Annotated in this window: 17 protein-coding genes; 5 read left to right on the top strand and 12 right to left on the bottom strand. The window is 51.0% G+C overall.

Annotated features, from left to right (window positions below):
- Nucleotides 1-55: 55 nt before the first annotated feature.
- The 3 genes from AWQ22_RS03465 to AWQ22_RS03455 all read right to left on the bottom strand — a co-directional run bounded on the left by AWQ22_RS03465 (nucleotide 56) and on the right by AWQ22_RS03455 (nucleotide 3,456).
- Nucleotides 56-892, bottom strand: coding sequence for a prephenate/arogenate dehydrogenase (locus tag AWQ22_RS03465; protein WP_065711617.1), 837 nt, complete (start codon nucleotides 890-892; stop codon nucleotides 56-58).
- A gap of 86 nt (nucleotides 893-978) precedes the next feature.
- The gene (locus AWQ22_RS03460) at nucleotides 979-1,422 is read right to left on the bottom strand and encodes a YlqD family protein (RefSeq protein WP_012306305.1); all 444 of its coding nucleotides are present in this window, start codon (nucleotides 1,420-1,422) and stop codon (nucleotides 979-981) included.
- 120 nt (nucleotides 1,423-1,542) lie between these two features.
- Nucleotides 1,543-3,456: a long-chain fatty acid--CoA ligase gene (locus AWQ22_RS03455; RefSeq protein ID WP_065710198.1), complete on the bottom strand. Its 1,914-nt coding sequence runs from the start codon at nucleotides 3,454-3,456 to the stop codon at nucleotides 1,543-1,545.
- A 234-nt stretch (nucleotides 3,457-3,690) separates the two neighbouring features.
- Between AWQ22_RS03455 and argF the strand changes: the two genes are divergently transcribed.
- Complete coding sequence (gene argF, locus AWQ22_RS03450) at nucleotides 3,691-4,611, top strand: ornithine carbamoyltransferase (protein ID WP_065710197.1); 921 nt, start codon at nucleotides 3,691-3,693, stop codon at nucleotides 4,609-4,611.
- A 14-nt stretch (nucleotides 4,612-4,625) separates the two neighbouring features.
- Here argF and AWQ22_RS03445 read toward each other — a convergent pair whose 3' ends face one another.
- Nucleotides 4,626-4,862 carry a hypothetical protein gene (locus tag AWQ22_RS03445; protein ID WP_065710196.1) on the bottom strand — a complete coding sequence of 79 codons (237 nt, stop codon included), beginning with the start codon at nucleotides 4,860-4,862 and terminating at the stop codon, nucleotides 4,626-4,628.
- 163 nt (nucleotides 4,863-5,025) lie between these two features.
- Here AWQ22_RS03445 and msrB point away from each other — a divergent pair, with 163 nt between their 5' ends.
- Both msrB and pdxA read left to right on the top strand, forming a co-directional pair.
- The gene (gene msrB / locus AWQ22_RS03440) at nucleotides 5,026-5,427 is read left to right on the top strand and encodes a peptide-methionine (R)-S-oxide reductase MsrB (RefSeq protein WP_012306301.1); all 402 of its coding nucleotides are present in this window, start codon (nucleotides 5,026-5,028) and stop codon (nucleotides 5,425-5,427) included.
- Between the two features lie 108 nt (nucleotides 5,428-5,535).
- Entirely contained in the window at nucleotides 5,536-6,612 is a 1,077-nt protein-coding gene (gene pdxA, locus AWQ22_RS03435; RefSeq protein ID WP_065710195.1) for a 4-hydroxythreonine-4-phosphate dehydrogenase PdxA, read from the top strand.
- Here pdxA and AWQ22_RS03430 read toward each other — a convergent pair.
- The gene (locus AWQ22_RS03430; RefSeq protein WP_065710194.1) at nucleotides 6,542-7,594 is read right to left on the bottom strand and encodes a tocopherol cyclase family protein; all 1,053 of its coding nucleotides are present in this window, start codon (nucleotides 7,592-7,594) and stop codon (nucleotides 6,542-6,544) included. The two genes, pdxA and AWQ22_RS03430, sit on opposite strands and share 71 nt — an antisense overlap.
- Nucleotides 7,595-7,762: 168 nt before the next feature.
- Here AWQ22_RS03430 and AWQ22_RS03425 point away from each other — a divergent pair, with 168 nt between their 5' ends.
- A complete protein-coding gene (locus tag AWQ22_RS03425) occupies nucleotides 7,763-8,185 on the top strand; it encodes a hypothetical protein (protein ID WP_012306298.1) in 423 nt (140 codons plus the stop codon).
- 23 nt (nucleotides 8,186-8,208) lie between these two features.
- Here AWQ22_RS03425 and AWQ22_RS03420 read toward each other — a convergent pair whose 3' ends face one another.
- From AWQ22_RS03420 to AWQ22_RS03390, 7 genes are all read right to left on the bottom strand, one after another.
- Nucleotides 8,209-8,700 carry a PD40 domain-containing protein gene (locus tag AWQ22_RS03420; protein ID WP_157094573.1) on the bottom strand — a complete coding sequence of 164 codons (492 nt, stop codon included), beginning with the start codon at nucleotides 8,698-8,700 and terminating at the stop codon, nucleotides 8,209-8,211.
- A gap of 4 nt (nucleotides 8,701-8,704) precedes the next feature.
- Nucleotides 8,705-8,992: an MSMEG_0570 family nitrogen starvation response protein gene (locus AWQ22_RS03415; protein ID WP_062432560.1), complete on the bottom strand. Its 288-nt coding sequence runs from the start codon at nucleotides 8,990-8,992 to the stop codon at nucleotides 8,705-8,707.
- A gap of 5 nt (nucleotides 8,993-8,997) precedes the next feature.
- Nucleotides 8,998-9,975 carry a sll0787 family AIR synthase-like protein gene (locus tag AWQ22_RS03410; RefSeq protein ID WP_084448951.1) on the bottom strand — a complete coding sequence of 326 codons (978 nt, stop codon included), beginning with the start codon at nucleotides 9,973-9,975 and terminating at the stop codon, nucleotides 8,998-9,000.
- A gap of 26 nt (nucleotides 9,976-10,001) precedes the next feature.
- On the bottom strand, nucleotides 10,002-10,520 hold the full coding sequence (locus tag AWQ22_RS03405; protein ID WP_065710192.1) for an MSMEG_0567/Sll0786 family nitrogen starvation N-acetyltransferase: 519 nt from the start codon (nucleotides 10,518-10,520) through the stop codon (nucleotides 10,002-10,004).
- Nucleotides 10,521-10,534: 14 nt separating this feature from the next.
- Complete coding sequence (locus AWQ22_RS03400) at nucleotides 10,535-11,629, bottom strand: MSMEG_0568 family radical SAM protein (protein ID WP_315862425.1); 1,095 nt, start codon at nucleotides 11,627-11,629, stop codon at nucleotides 10,535-10,537.
- Nucleotides 11,630-11,653: 24 nt separating this feature from the next.
- The gene (locus AWQ22_RS03395; protein WP_065710191.1) at nucleotides 11,654-12,661 is read right to left on the bottom strand and encodes a Nit6803 family nitrilase; all 1,008 of its coding nucleotides are present in this window, start codon (nucleotides 12,659-12,661) and stop codon (nucleotides 11,654-11,656) included.
- Nucleotides 12,662-12,821: 160 nt separating this feature from the next.
- Nucleotides 12,822-13,304 (bottom strand): MSMEG_0572/Sll0783 family nitrogen starvation response protein, encoded by a 483-nt coding sequence (locus AWQ22_RS03390; RefSeq protein ID WP_065710190.1) that lies wholly within the window; start codon nucleotides 13,302-13,304, stop codon nucleotides 12,822-12,824.
- 398 nt (nucleotides 13,305-13,702) lie between these two features.
- Here AWQ22_RS03390 and AWQ22_RS03385 point away from each other — a divergent pair, with 398 nt between their 5' ends.
- Nucleotides 13,703-14,941 carry an MSMEG_0569 family flavin-dependent oxidoreductase gene (locus AWQ22_RS03385; RefSeq protein ID WP_065710189.1) on the top strand — a complete coding sequence of 413 codons (1,239 nt, stop codon included), beginning with the start codon at nucleotides 13,703-13,705 and terminating at the stop codon, nucleotides 14,939-14,941.
- Nucleotides 14,942-14,949 lie beyond the last annotated feature (8 nt).

The raw sequence follows: 14,949 nt of genomic DNA, 5'->3' as shown, positions 1-14,949 counted from the left end.
GATCATTTCAGTTGAATCCTTCGACTTCCTCCTACCTCCATTGTACTCCTGGAATCTAGAGAAAGTCGGGCCGCTGTTGTTGGGTCGCTGCGAGGAATTGGGCGATCGCCTCCCAGTTTTCTGTTTCAAGATCTGCAATGACTTGATCTAACTGCTGCCGATAATGGGTGAGGGATTTTAACAACGCCTGTTGATTCCCCTGGGCCATCATCAACCCCAATTCTGGATTGCCACCGCCGACACGACTGGTATCCCGAAAGCCAGAACTTGCCAGAGCTTGGGCCATTTGTAGCACTTCTGAATTAATTTCTGACCCACAGGCCGCGATCAGACTCGCACTAACGTAAACGGGCAAATGGGAAATCCAGGCCACCGCTTGATCGTGAATCTCTGGGGCGCAGCAGTAGAAACGGCTCTGGAGCAGCGTGATTAAGTCTTTAAGGATTTTTACCGCATCAGGGGAAGTTTCATTGGTCGGCGTTAAAACGTAGGGTGCGTTGATAAACAATCCGGGGAGTGCGGCGTCAATACCTTGTTCGGCTGTGCCCGCCATGGGATGTCCCCCGACAAAATTGGGCCACAGCGGGGCGATCGCCTGGACAATTTCCCCCTTCACCGAGGCCACATCGGTCAAAATCGCCGTGGATTTGAGGTGGGGAATAAGGGTTTGAGCCGTGGGCAAAATCGCTTTGATCGGCGTGCAGAGAAACACCACATCCGTATCCTTGAGAAGAGAAAAATCTGTGCTGGCTTGGTCGACAATTCCCTTCCTCAAGGCCGTTTCGCAGGTTGTATTTTTCCGGGAAATACCCAACACTTCTAAGCCTTTTTCCCGGAAGGCGATCGCCAAAGATCCACCGATTAAACCCAGCCCGACAATGCCAATTTTCATGAATTTTTTCCCCATTAAAAATCCCCCGCACCGCAAGTGTCATCGGGGGAGCCGAACACTGTCACGCGACAGCAATCACAAAAAAATTAGAGGTCGCCGCGAATTTCTTCAACAACACCATCCCGGACCACAAGTTCAACATTCAGCTTGCGCACCAGATTATCGCCCACTTTCACTTCAAAGAAACTCTCCATCTGACCCTGGAGAAACTCTTGATCTAATTCTAAGTTTTGTACCTGTTGGAGCTGCTGGAGCACTTGGTTTTTCTTCTCAAGGAGTTCCCGCTTTTTTTGGTTAACCTGGAGTTGAATATTTTCCATTTGTTGAGCGACCTGGGGGGTATTGCCCTGTTGTTGGAGTTCACTAATGGTGCGATTTCCTTGGACATCCAGTTGTTGTAATTGACCATCAAAAGTCGCTATTTGTCCCTGGAGTTGCTGCTGTACTTCCTCTTTCCAGCGGGGGGTCACGATGACCTTCAGATTAATTGGGCGTTTGAGGGTAACAGTAGGCACTTGGTTTCCGTCCATGTGAATGTTTTCCTAGAGAAATGTAACTCGGTTTTGTTAAATCAGTGGGCTAAAGGTGCCCTATCTGCAAAATATTTTCAGGGTAGCATCAATACCCGAAGATTCCGCCATTCGGATCGCTTAATCTTTGTCGTAAAGGGAAGCAATTAAGGCCGCATATTTCTCTGCCACCACTGGCCGCTTTACCTTTAGCGTCTGGGTCATCAGGCCATTCTCAATGGAAAAAGGCTCCAAAATCAACGCAAAATCACTAATGCGGTCATCCACCCGATAGCCAGGCCGATTTTTAATTTCTCGATTCAGCTCCTGTTTAAATAAATTCAAGACTGGCTTACTGTACAAATCCGTTTGGGGCAGTTGTTCTGAAGGGATGTCAGGATTTGGCAATTGTAAACCGAGGCCACCCTGGGACACCCACTGGCCGAGGGCTTCGAGGTTCGGCACAATTAAAGCACCGAGGGATTTTTGATCCTGGCCCACCAGCATAATTTGATCGATGTAGGGGCTGCGGGCGCAGGCATCTTCGATGGGTTGGGGTTCGATGTTTTCGCCGTTGGTGAGGACAATAGTATCTTTTGCCCGCCCAGTTAAAACGAGATCCCCCTGCGGCGTCACCCAGCCGAGGTCGCCACTGTCAAACCAACCTTCGGGGTCAATGGCCTTGGCGGTGGCTTCGGGTTTGCGGTAGTAGCCCTGCATCACCTGGGGGCCACGGATTAAAACCAGTCCCTTTTGGCCTTGGGAGAGGGTTTGTCGCGTTTCGGGATCAACAATGCGAATTTCGGTGCCCTTGAGGGCGGGGCCAGCAGAACCACGCACATTGCGTTCTGGCCGACGGGCATTGGTCACAGGAGAAGTTTCGGTGAGGCCATAACCCACGAGGATATTGATCCCCACGATTTCAAAGAAGGTGTCGATGTGTTGGGCGAGGGAGCCGCCGCCGCTGATTACGTAGCGAATTTTGCCGCCAGTGGCCCCCCGAATTTTTTCGTAAACGAGTTTGTTGCCGAGGAGGTGAAAGGGGTAAAGGGCGATCGCCTTTGCTCTGGCCATTAACCGCGTCAGGGGAGAAACATGGAAATGCTCCAGGCTGAGGTTGTTGGCGATGCGCTGGGCCAGGACATAATTTTGGGAGCAGGTGAGGAAAAAGTTCACCAGCTTTTGTTTCTTGGCGGGTTGTTCCCGGAGATTTTTCTGCACTCCTTCGTAAATCGATTCCCAAATGCGCGGCACCGCAACCATGTAACCGGGCTTGTAGGTTTGGAGATCTTTTTTGATGTTGCGGATATTCGTATAAATTTGGGTGCAGCCCTGGGATAGGAGGAAATATTCAGCAGCCCGTTCGTAGGAATGCCAGGTGGGGAGAATGCTGAGGGTGACATCGCCAGGATTCGGTTGGATCACCTGGTCGAGGTTGCGCACTTGGTAGAGGACATTGCCGTGGGAAAGCATCACCCCTTTAGGTTTGCCCGTCGTCCCAGAAGTGTAGATCAAGGTCATCAAATCTTGGGGCGATCGCCCAGGCATCGTCAGGGGTTCTTGGCTGCCGAGGGTCATCAGTTGGGAAAAGTTAAAAATCGGGAGTTCCGTTTCTGGTACTTCTTCGTCGGTGAGGAAAATGACGGCCCTGGGTTGGAGATTTGTAATTTCTGGATTGAGGCGTTCAAAGGTTTTGCGGTCTTCGACGATGAGAAATCGACTTTCGCTGTCAGTGTAGATGTAGAGCAGTTCTTGTTTTTCTGCCTGGGATGAGCGCACCGCATTCACGGCCCCCGCCGCAATACTACCTTGATCGGCGATGAACCAACGGGGGCTATTATCCGCAATCAGGGCGACTTTTTCCTGGGGTTGGAGGCCGAGGGCCTGGAGGCCAGCCCCAAACTGCTGAATCCCTTGCCAGAGCTGATGATAGGTCAGTTTGAATTCTGGTTTTTGGTGGGGATCATAGAGGGCAACAATGTCGGCATAACGCTCGGCGGCGATCGCCCAAATTTCTGATAAAGATTGGATCTGGTCGTAGGGAGCAGTGCTCATGGCAATTCCATTTAAAAGCGCAAAAAACAAGCCGAAATCATGGCTACAATCCTACTTTAAAACCAGATTTCACCCATCTCCCCAAAAGTAGACAGTTTTTCAAGTGTCACCCCCTTGGGATCGCCATCAACATTTCCTGACGAAGACCAGTGGCGATCGCCCTTGCAAGCTTTTGTGGAATCTGGAGGGGAGCTTATAATGATTTTTTTGCCACGGTAAGGAGCCGAAAACAGGATGAATGCACTCAAGGGTCGGGATCTTCTGAGCATTGCAGATCTCAGCAGCACAGAAATTATTGACCTGCTAAACCTGGCGGCAGATCTCAAACAGGGAAAAATCGCCCCCACCTGCCCCAAAACCCTCGGCCTGTTATTTTACAAAGCCTCTACCCGCACCAGAGTCTCCTTTAGCGTGGCCATGTACCAACTGGGTGGCAATGTCATTGACCTGAACCCAAACCGTACCCAGGTGGGTCGCGGCGAGCCCATCGAGGACACCGCCAGGGTTTTAGACCGCTACCTCGATATTTTGGCGATTCGTACCTTCGATCAACAGGATCTCGAAACCTTCGCTGATTACTGTGAAATGCCGATTATCAACGCCCTTACAGATCTAGAACACCCCTGTCAGATGTTGGCGGATCTGCAAACGATGCAGGAAACCTTTGGCCAACTGGAAGGTCTCACCATGACCTATGTGGGCGATGGCAACAATGTGGCCCACTCGATCCTCCTCGGTGGCGCGTTAGTCGGCATGAATATTCGCATCGCTACCCCCAAAGATTATGAACCTAGCCCGAAAATTGTCGCCCAGGCCCAGGCCATTGCGGGCGATCGCAGTCAAATTTTAATTACCCATGATCCCAAGGAAGCCGCCGAAGGCTGCCACGCCATCTACACCGATGTGTGGGCCAGTATGGGCCAAGAAGACCTCGCCAACAGTCGCGTACCCATTTTCCAACCCTATCAAGTTAACGCCGAACTCATGGCCCTTGCCGATAAAGAGGCGATCGCCCTCCACTGTTTGCCCGCCCATCGGGGCGAAGAAATTACCGCCGACGTGATGGAAGGCCCCCAAGCCAAAATTTGGGATCAAGCCGAAAACCGGATGCATGCCCAAAAAGCGCTGATGGCCAGTCTCCTTGGCATTGTCTAACTTTGATTATGGATCTAGCGGAGGGTGATTTGTAGCTGGAGATTACTCATACCCCACATCGCAAAAAATTTCCGCGATAGCTCTAGGCTGGCTTCGGTCATATCACCATCGGGAGCAACCAGCCCTCCCTCTAGGTAGCGACCCCCGTCCGTAACCAGATCAAGCCGTTGTTGATCGTTTTCGATCGAAGTTAAGACTAACTTCCCGCGCGCCAGAGTTTGACCGGCACGACTAATAATGGCACATCGCATCTTTTGGCGCTCTCCTTGAACTTGAATAAAAAAACCTTGTTGAGTATAGCCGAAAGCCCCGACCCCACAACATCCATTGGGGGATTTCTCACCTGTTTTCCCCTAGTCGATCTTGTTACGATACAAAGCAGTGCAACCTCACTTTTGGAGACAAAACACCACCATGACCGACAAAGTTGTCAAAACTGACGCCGAATGGCAAGCGCAACTTTCCCCAGAGGCCTACAAAGTTACCCGCAAACATGGCACCGAACGGGCCTTTACGGGTGAATATCACGATTTTAAGGGGGAAGGCACCTACAATTGTGTGTGCTGTGGTGCGCCCCTGTTTACCTCGGAGACGAAGTTTAATTCGGGTACTGGCTGGCCGAGCTATTGGCAACCGGTCAATGATCAGGCGATCGCCGAAAAAAATGACTTTAGTTTCTTTATGAAGCGGACAGAAGTGCTCTGCGCGAAATGTGATGCCCACCTGGGTCACGTATTTAACGATGGCCCCCCTCCTACGGGCTTGCGCTACTGTATCAATTCCGTGGCCCTGAAGTTTGAACCGAAGGCCGAGTAGACGCCCTCATACCCTCCGCCTTCGGCACCTCCCTCTAGGGACATGCACCCTCCGCCTTCGGCACTTCCCTCTAGGGAGGATTTTTTTATTCATTGACTATTCTCCCCTATGAAAACTCGCCTCGCTTTGACTATTGGTGATCCGGTCGGGATTGGCCCAGAGGTACTTTTAAAAGCTCTGGCGGATCCAGAAATTAGAGCACTTTGTTCGATGACGGTCATTGGCGATCGCCCCTTGCTCGAAAAAACCTATCAGCATCTCAAAACTCGGACGGAATCTGATCTCCTTGATCCCAGTGAGTTAGAGATTGTCGAACCCAGTGGCAATGAATTTCTGAGAAATTTCACCTGGGGAGAAGGTTCGGCAGAAACAGGCGATCGCGCTTTCCGGTACCTCGACACGGCGATTGAAAAAACCCTGGAGGGAGAATTTTCGGGGATTGTCACCGCCCCCATTGCTAAATCCCTCTGGAAAGCAGCGGGCCACGACTACCTCGGCCAAACGGAAGTCCTCGCCCAAAAGAGCCAAACCATCCACTATGGCATGGCTTTTATTGGCAAATCGCCCTATACGGGCTGGACATTGCGGAGCCTGCTAGCGACGACCCACATTCCCCTAAAAGCGGTGCCGGAAACCTTGAATCCAGGGCTGATGGATTTGAAACTTAGTCTTCTTTTAGAGTCGCTCCAGCAGGATTTTGGGTTAGAAAATCCCCAGGTGGCGATCGCCGGCTTAAATCCCCACAGTGGCGAAAATGGCCAATTGGGCACCGAAGAAATGGACTGGTTAGACGATTGGCTCCAGAGAGTACGACAACAATATCCGAAGGCTAATTTATTGGGGCTTTATCCCCCCGATACGATGTGGGTCAATGCAGGTAAGGCTTGGTATGGCAAACCAGAATTCAAACCCGCCGCCGATGCGTATCTGGCCCTTTACCATGACCAGGGGTTGATTCCCGTCAAACTGATGGCCTTTGACTACGCGATCAATACCACCATCGGTTTACCCTTTATTCGGACTTCCCCCGACCACGGCACCGCCTTCGACATTACGGGGCAAGGCAGCGCCAATCCCACCAGCATGAAAGAAGCGATTAAACTGGCCGTCAGCATTAGTCAAAATCGCGCCGCCACCACTGTCCCCCCACTTCTAACCCCCCCAGATCGCTCGTTGCTTGGATGAGGGGCGTTTTGTCCGGGGCGAATAGTTCGAGAGAAATTTGGCCCCGCAGGGTATCCTGACAACAAAACCGTAGGCCCGTGTGGGTCGGTGCTCGCAGGGGTTGTCCCGGTAGGTCGGTTTTCCCGCTGAGGTGAACCGTAAACCCTTGGCGATCGCCTGCGGTCATTTCCCAACTTCCCCAGGGCGAAAACTGCCAAGTAAGATTGCTTGTCCAGGGGGCAAATTCATAAAATTTTCCGTGGTGGTGAATGCCAATTAAGCCCACTTCCTCTTCCCTCGCTAAAATTTGACGAATGCCACCAGCGGCAGTGAGGGCGAGATCTTTTTCTTCCTTGAAAGCATTGCAATTGAGCCAAAACCAAGCCTTTGGAAAGGATTTGCCCCAATTTTTTTCGCTATAGGCCGGGGCATCTCTAAAGTCGTAGCGCTTGCCCTGCCATTCGATCCAACCCGTACTCAACCCATGGGCCAGCAACACCTGCCAACCGGGATCGTAAATAGGCAAAAAAGAATACCAATTGGCGGTGGGCTTAGCGGGCTTTCCCCAACCGTAGATCGGCTTTGTTTCGTAGTGCCACTGGCAAATTTCTCCGGTGCCTGGGTCGATAATATGGCCTTGGTTGAGGGTTGCCGTTGCCTGGTAGCCTTCGTGAATTTTCTCCTGAAAAACCCTGGGGGCGAGGCGTTGGGGTTTTAAATTGGGGGGGCAATGTCGCCAATGGCCCAGGGCGAGGCGTTGATGATCTGCCCAAAAATTTTTGACGTTCGGTAAGGTGCGCCAGAGATATTCATCCTGGAGGCCCAGAACTTGCACGGCACCACCACTATGGGGGCGATCGCCGAGGGGATCTTCGATGGAATACATGAAGGCAAAATTATCACCCAACTCCGGCAAGGTGACACGAAAGTACCAACCTTCAAAGAAACGGGGGGTGTGGTGATCCCAGTGGTAGCCACTGTGGGGTGGTTCACAAAAATTCATATAAAAAGGCGGTGATGGGCTTAAATCTAAAAACGATCTTAAAAAAAATTGCTTTTCGAGGCTCAGACGGAGGCGATCGCCACGGGTCTTCTTTTTTCTCGATAGGATAGGGACGATGGGGACGGCGTAGCTTTAGGAATTGATATGCAGCAGGAAGAAGATAGATATATGGCGACCGTGAATCAAGTTAAACAATATTTAGCCTACTGGTTTCAGGTGGGCAAACCGGTGATTTGCCCCAAGGGCGATCGCCAAATTTTACCGATGACCGTGCTTGAAGGAAATCAATATTCCCCAGATTTTGAGGCCTGTTGGCAAGACCTCAACGCAAACCGTGACTGTTATCTCCAGGGTACAACCCAAACCATCGCGGATTTGCTCTCAGAGCGGTGGGATATTGCCGATTGTCCCCGCTGTGCGATGCCGATGCCCTTCGATGCAGTGGGTTTGAAAAATGGCTGCCCCTGTGCGGATCTCGCAGATTGGCCGAATGTGAATATTCCCGTGCCCCACTGTCCTCACTATGCCCGCGACCAACTGTCTGCGATCCATAAACGCCTCCGGTCAAGGCAACACCATTCTGATCTATAGACCATAGCGCAGTCCGGTTTCCGTTAGGGAGTCACGTCCACCAGCATCAAATTCCATTGCCCCCGTTCGTTGCTCTGAAAAGCGACCCGACGTCCATCGCCGCTAATGGTGGGATTTTGTACCGAACCCCGCAAATTCACCGTTAACAACTGCGATCGCCCCTGGTTGCGGTCATAGACAAACACATCCTGGCGGCCCCGTTCGGTGGAAACATAGGCGATAAAACGGCCATCTTCACTGAGATCCGGTTGGTCTTGGCTAGAGTCGCGGCGGTTGAGATTAGGCAGGTTAACTAATTGATTAGTCTGGAGATCGTAGAGAAAAATATTGCGGCGGCCATCCCGTTCTGAGGCAAAGGCGAGATAACGGCCATCACCGCTGTAGCTCGGAAATTCTTCGGCAAAATTACTATTAATTCCCCCCGTGGCAATCTGGGGCTGATAGAACAAGGCTCGACCACAGCCCCCCAAGATCAATCCCATAGCGGCGATCGCCAACGGCCAAAACTTTTCCATGGGATTAGTGATCATTCGCCAAGATTGTGACCTGGGCATTGGGTTGATCCATGAATGTACTAGCCTTTTGTTCAACACGTTGGAGTTGCCTCAGGGCCAGGGAACAGGGGCTACCATAGCGCTGTTCGACCCGCTTACTGGCAAGGGTGAGGGCCGTTTGGGAGCGATGCACAAAATCCGCCAGGGCGTAGCCTTGTCCCACCTGAAAGTAGTCATGGACGACGGTGGAGGGAGAATAAAATTGATCCTGGGAGCCGTCGGGCCAAACAATATCAAAAGTAACGGCTGGCATAGAATTTAGGAGCCTCCGGTAAAGCCAGTGAGCGGAACATAGTCGAGGTGCCAAAAATCGAGGCTAGTTTCCCCCAGTTTAAGGGTCAAGGTGTGGCCTGGGGTAATGGTGGCGATCGCCTGAGCGACTAACCCCTGATCTTCGCACAACATTTCTACTTCAGAGACCTGCTCTGGGGGCACGGTCAGCAAAAAACCGTAGCTCGGAAAACTGAGGAGCCATTGTTGCAAATCGAGCTGTGGTGGACAGGGAACTGCGCCAATATCCAAGATCGCACCGCAATTAGACGTTTCCAAGAGCATCAAAGTTGTGCCGATAATTCCCCCCATACTGACATCTTTGCCAGCGCTACATAAACCCCGTTCGGCCAAGAGCGGTAATAAATCCCATTGGGCCTGGAGTTGCGCTGGAGCGGCCTGGGTGGCGGCATCCCAACAGTAGGGGAGGTGGGGCCGGGGTTGCCCTTCAAAATTAGCGACTAACACGAGGCGATCGCCCACCTGGGCATCAAAACTGGTAATCAGTCGTTTTGCCCGACCGAGAATCGCGACCCCCAAGGCATCGTATTCACTGTGGGTATTGGTATGCCCCCCAACAATCGGTACCTGAAACTTTTCTGCCGCTGCCTGCATCCCGTCCCAAATCTGCCGCGCCTGCTGATCTCCACAGGCCCACAGAGCATCCACAACCGCCAAGGGCCGTCCCCCCATGGCATAAATATCACTGACATTTACGAGCACCCCACACCAGCCCGCAAACCATGGATCCTGTTGCACCAATGCGGGGCTCATGCCCTCTGCGGCGAGAAGGAGAAAACCAGCTTGGTCGGGAATGGCTGCACAATCATCCCCAAGGCGAATGGCTTGCCCCTGGGCTGTAAATTGCCGTTGAAATTGCCGGGAAGCGAGTTGAATATCCCGTTTATGTAAAAGGCCCAAATTGTGGCGTAGGGTCTCTGCCAACTGGGGTAAAGTGATGTTCACGCCAAGTATTTCGATTATTTTTTCCTTTAGGAAACGAGCCAAGTCCCTAGGTCAAGTTGGGGTCGGGGATTCACTGCCGGTGGGTAAAAGTTTAAATCTGCCTCCATAAGATGATGGGGGCGATCGCAAATGTCCATTTCCGCGAGAGAATGCCAATGTTGCCGCTGGAAAAAACGCACATTCTGTAGCTGTACCGTCGCCAGAAACTTAGTACAGCCCCAACCATGGGCCGTTGTGACCGCTTTGTAGATTAACCCCTTACCAATGCGTCCCACGCGCCGAAACTCTGGCTGGACTCCCAGGCGGCCACCATACCAAACCTGGGGCTCACTTTCGTAGATGCGCACAACCCCAACCACCTTACTCTGGGGGGATGAGCTCTTATCTAAAGCGACAATCGGATAGGCAATGGGATCGAGGTCATCAAAATCATTGCCCGTAAAAATTCCCTGTTCTTCACAAAAAATATCCCGTCTCAGGGCAAAATAGGCGCGAATTTCCGCCGCAGACTGGGCGAGTTCAAACTGAAATCGTTGACGGCTCATTTCCCGTAACCTCCCTAATTTTCAAAGGTAGACAATGCGGAACAGGCGCCGCATTTTGCACAACCGGCTTTGATTGCCTGGGAAGACATTCCCGCTTCCTTGAGAATCTGACCCACCTTTTGGTAGAGAGCGAACATAAACTCTGGATCAGGGGCTGGATGGGTTGCTAAGGGCGTGCCAGAAATGGGGACAAAAGGTACCACAAAAGGATAAACGCCAAGACTGACTAATTTTTCTGCCGCCGTCACAAGCGTTGCAAAACTATCGCCTAAACCGGCTAGCAGGTAGGTGCTGACTTGGCCCCAACCGAATACTTGCACTGCTGCTTCATAGGCTTGGTAGTAGTAGGAAACAGGGACTTCTGCTTTGCCAGGCATGATTTTGGCACGGACTGCGGGATCAACGGCCTCTAGGTGCATTCCTAAACTATCTACACCAGCGGCTTTTAAGCGCTCAAACCAGACAAAATCGGCGGGGGGTTCACATTGGGCTTGGATGGGAATATCGACTTTTGCTGTGATGGCAGCGGCACATTTGGTCAGGTAAGCCGCACCGCGATCGCCTGTGTTGGGAGTCCCTGTGGTCATGATGACCTGCTCAATGCCATCGAGCCGCACCGCCGCTTCCACAACCTCTGCTAACTGTTCCGGGAGTTTGCGGGCAATGGTTTGTTCTGCTTCTAGGGATTTTTCAATCGCACAAAATTGACAGGCCGTGCTTTCGTCCCGATAGCGCATACAGGTTTGTTGCACCGTTGTGGCGAGGACATTGTTGCTATGGAGAAGGGCAATTTTCCAGTAGGGAATCCCTTCCGCTGTCTCTAGGTCGTAGAATTTGGGACGTCCTTGCAGGGTAATGGGGGCAATTTCTTGGTGATGTTTTTGGAGCTTGGCTTCACTCCGTTGGGAATCTAGGGTGGCATGGTAAGGCGATCGCCCAGCGGTATTCGTATAGATAGGAACCATCACGGTGGTCCCGCCAATGGTCACTGCCCGGTGATCCGAAGGCCCTGCCCCCCCTTGGCGTCCCGTCATCGTGGTCTCTGTGAGGCGGAGGCCGTGGGACTGGAGTTCTGTAATCAGACGTTGTTTATCCATGGGCATAGTCATAGGGATGGGTGATGGCGCGCTAGATTAGGGACAGGAGGCGGGAATATCTGGGGCCGGGGTATTCGGCAGTGGCGTTACTTCTGAGGGAAAGGGCAAGGAACTCGTGTTGAGGGTGGCCCAAGGTGCGTCATTGAGTTGTACCTGGAATAGATCAGGGCGGGAGTAATGTCCCACTGAATCCATCATTCGCTTGCGTTTGGTAATCAGGGAGAAATCTAAATCGGCGATCGCCAAACCTTCCCCTTCATAAATAGGTTCACAGAGGTGTTTGCCTTCAGGACTAATAATGGCCGTATAACAACCACCACTAAGGGCCTTGTGCATCTTTTCATTGCTGGTCAATTGGGCCTTCTGTTCTGCCGAGAGCCATCCCGTTGCATTGACTACGAAACAGCCGGATTCGAGGGCATGGTGACGCATGGTCACTTCCATTTGCTCCGTAAAAATTTGCCCCACCATAGATCCCGGAAATTGACCACAGTGAATCTGCTCATGTTGGGCCATCAGACTATAGCGAGCAAGGGGATTATAGTGCTCCCAACAAGCTAAAGCACCCACACGGCCCACCGCCGTATCGACCGTCGTTAAACCAGCCCCATCTCCCTGGCCCCAAACCATTCGCTCATGGTAGGTGGGAGTGATTTTGCGGCGCTTAAGGCGCAATGTCCCATCGTGATCAAAAATCAATTGGGTATTGTAAAGGGAACCCTCCTCCCGTTCATTCACCCCTAAAACCACCACCATGTCATGGGCTTGGGCCGCTTCAGCCACCGCTGCCGTAACTGGGCCAGGGACTGTGACTGCTTGCTCATAGAGCTGGAGATGGCTTTTGCCCATCAGCACTGGGGGCTCGATAAAAGAAAAGTAAGGGTAGTAAGGAACAAAGGTCTCTGGAAAAACAATGAGTTGCACTCCCTCCTTGGCTGCTTGGGTAATTGTCTCTAGAATTTTTTCTGTTGTATCTGCACAACTAAACAAAACCGGACTGATTTGTGCTGCTGCTGCCCGAATCGTTTTTGAATAATCAAGCATAGTCGCTACCAGGGAAACAACAAACTCACAAAAAACGAATTTGGCAACCAAAGATATTTCAAAAAAGTGATTGAAATATCCAGAAATTTTTATTAAACATAAAAATTTGTAGGTTGCCTGATAGACTCTCTAGGATTTTCAGGAATAAAACCCTTGATTTTTACATTGTCCAAGTATCAAGAATAAACGCCCCTTCTTTACGGTGCATTAAAATTAAATCCATCACATCCAAGGGACTAATCGGGCGAATACCAGGAATCAAGGAAGCTTCCCCATGACCGTAGAGAGCCTGCAGTGCAAAGCGACAAGCATAGACTTTTCCGCCAGATTCCATAATCTTAACCAGGCGATCATTCATGGCTAAGTGCCCCGGAAATCCTTCATCGCCCAGCTTCGGGAAGCCCCGCTGCACCCCTAAAGTTACCCCAGGGCCATAAAGTAGCACAGACGTTTCAAATCCTTTTTTAATGAGGCGACTCGCTTGTAATAAATTAACTAAACCAATAGAACCTTCAAAAGCCACTGTGTGAAAGGTGATTAGTGCTTTTTCGCCGGGCTCTGCTTGGACATCAGGAAAAACTTTTTCTTCGTAATCGACAAGAAAGTCACCGGTCTGGTGGGCAGGAATTGTCACTTCAGGCATGGTAAATTTTCCTTTGATTTCTTGGTTTTAATGGGTTGAGTTGTGCATTACTGTAAGGGGAGAACTCAAGGCGACCTGTATCATTGCTGACAAAAGGAGACCTTCTGTTTAAAGGAATAGTTTTTTGATTGAAAAGCCAATTTCTGGATTGTCTTTTTGGCTAGATTCAAGCTTGTTTGATAATAGCTATCTGATTTTGTCCTGATTAGAGGATAGTGATTGTGTCCTAAAAGAACTATTGATTTTGCTAGGTTAGGCCACCAAAATAGCAGCTACTGGGTCGCAATTCATCGATCGCCTATGGGTAATCACAAACCGCTGGGATCGGTAACAACCCTTACAAGAAAAAGAATTGAGCGGGTTTACAGTTAAATCCAATCCACTTAAGAGCAACGGCAATGCAGACCCATTACCCGGTAATAATTGTTGGGGGTGGCCAGGCAGGACTTGCCCTCAGCTATCTCCTCAAGCAAAACAACATTGACCACCTTATTTTTGAGAAACATAAAGTTGGCCATGCGTGGCGTAATGAACGCTGGAATTCTTTTTGTTTGGTGACCCCCAATTGGCAATGTCGGCTCCCTGGTTTTTCCTATGCGGGGCCTGATCCTAATGGCTTTATGGCTAAGGAGGAGATTGTTTCTTACTTAGAAGCCTATGCCCGCTCTTTTAATCCCCCAATTCGAGAGGGAGTAACTGTCTTAAAAGTAAGTTCGTCTGGAACCAAGTTTGCAGTGGCAACATCCATCGGCGATTACACAGCTGATCAAGTGGCGATCGCCACGGGTGGATACCACGTTCCAAAAATTCCGCCCATCGCCGCCCAACTGCCCCGTGATGTACAGCAAATTCATTCTGTACAGTACAAAAATCCCCAGGATCTTCCCGATGAAGTCTTGATTGTGGGCACTGGCCAGTCGGGTTGTCAAATTGCCGAAGATCTTCATTTGGCAGGGAAAACAGTTCACCTTGTTACCGGTAGTGCGCCCCGGGCGCCGCGCCGCTATCGGGGTAAGGATGTGGTGGAGTGGCTCGAACGCATGGGTTATTACGACCTACCCATCGACCAGCATCCCCAAAAAGAAATGGTGCGTCATAAAACCAATCACTATGTCACAGGCCGGGATGGGGGTCGTGATATTGATCTGCGCCGCTTTGCCCAACAGGGAATGCACCTCTATGGTCGCTTGCAAAGTATTACCGGGCAGACTCTCCACTTTGGGAAAGATTTAAAACAAAATTTAGATCGGGCTGATACCACCGTGGTGCGCATCCAACGGAATATTGACAAATTTATCGCTGATAACAACATCACCGCTCCCCCAGAGGCCCATTATCAACCCGTCTGGGAGCCAGAATTAGAACCATCATCCCTCAACCTCAAGGCAACCAACATTGGTGCAGTTATTTGGGCGACGGGCTTTCGCTTGAACTTTAGTTGGATTGATCTCCCCATCTTTAATGAGTTGGGAGAACCCTTACATGACCGAGGGGTAACCGCCGTAGACGGATTATATTTCCTTGGTTTGCCCTGGCTCTATACCTGGGGCTCTGGTCGTTTTTCCGGTGTCACTCGCGATGCAGAATATTTGGCGACACAAATTACAGCAAGGCTTTTGGTACCGGCTTCTGCTTAACAACCGAA

It is taken from the genome of Picosynechococcus sp. PCC 7117 (assembly GCF_001693275.1).
GTDB lineage: Bacteria > Cyanobacteriota > Cyanobacteriia > Cyanobacteriales > MRBY01 > MRBY01.
This window is presented reverse-complemented; position numbering and strand designations above follow the sequence as displayed.

Coding starts and splice junctions, on each gene's coding strand:
- AWQ22_RS03465 (WP_065711617.1), bottom strand. CDS start 892: ATGAAAATTGGCATTGTCGGGCTGGGTTTAATCGGTGGATCTTTGGCG.
- AWQ22_RS03460 (WP_012306305.1), bottom strand. CDS start 1,422: ATGGACGGAAACCAAGTGCCTACTGTTACCCTCAAACGCCCAATTAAT.
- AWQ22_RS03455 (WP_065710198.1), bottom strand. CDS start 3,456: ATGAGCACTGCTCCCTACGACCAGATCCAATCTTTATCAGAAATTTGG.
- argF (WP_065710197.1), top strand. CDS start 3,691: ATGAATGCACTCAAGGGTCGGGATCTTCTGAGCATTGCAGATCTCAGC.
- AWQ22_RS03445 (WP_065710196.1), bottom strand. CDS start 4,862: ATGCGATGTGCCATTATTAGTCGTGCCGGTCAAACTCTGGCGCGCGGG.
- msrB (WP_012306301.1), top strand. CDS start 5,026: ATGACCGACAAAGTTGTCAAAACTGACGCCGAATGGCAAGCGCAACTT.
- pdxA (WP_065710195.1), top strand. CDS start 5,536: ATGAAAACTCGCCTCGCTTTGACTATTGGTGATCCGGTCGGGATTGGC.
- AWQ22_RS03430 (WP_065710194.1), bottom strand. CDS start 7,594: ATGAATTTTTGTGAACCACCCCACAGTGGCTACCACTGGGATCACCAC.
- AWQ22_RS03425 (WP_012306298.1), top strand. CDS start 7,763: ATGGCGACCGTGAATCAAGTTAAACAATATTTAGCCTACTGGTTTCAG.
- AWQ22_RS03420 (WP_157094573.1), bottom strand. CDS start 8,700: ATGGAAAAGTTTTGGCCGTTGGCGATCGCCGCTATGGGATTGATCTTG.
- AWQ22_RS03415 (WP_062432560.1), bottom strand. CDS start 8,992: ATGCCAGCCGTTACTTTTGATATTGTTTGGCCCGACGGCTCCCAGGAT.
- AWQ22_RS03405 (WP_065710192.1), bottom strand. CDS start 10,520: ATGAGCCGTCAACGATTTCAGTTTGAACTCGCCCAGTCTGCGGCGGAA.
- AWQ22_RS03400 (WP_315862425.1), bottom strand. CDS start 11,629: ATGACTATGCCCATGGATAAACAACGTCTGATTACAGAACTCCAGTCC.
- AWQ22_RS03395 (WP_065710191.1), bottom strand. CDS start 12,661: ATGCTTGATTATTCAAAAACGATTCGGGCAGCAGCAGCACAAATCAGT.
- AWQ22_RS03390 (WP_065710190.1), bottom strand. CDS start 13,304: ATGCCTGAAGTGACAATTCCTGCCCACCAGACCGGTGACTTTCTTGTC.
- AWQ22_RS03385 (WP_065710189.1), top strand. CDS start 13,703: ATGCAGACCCATTACCCGGTAATAATTGTTGGGGGTGGCCAGGCAGGA.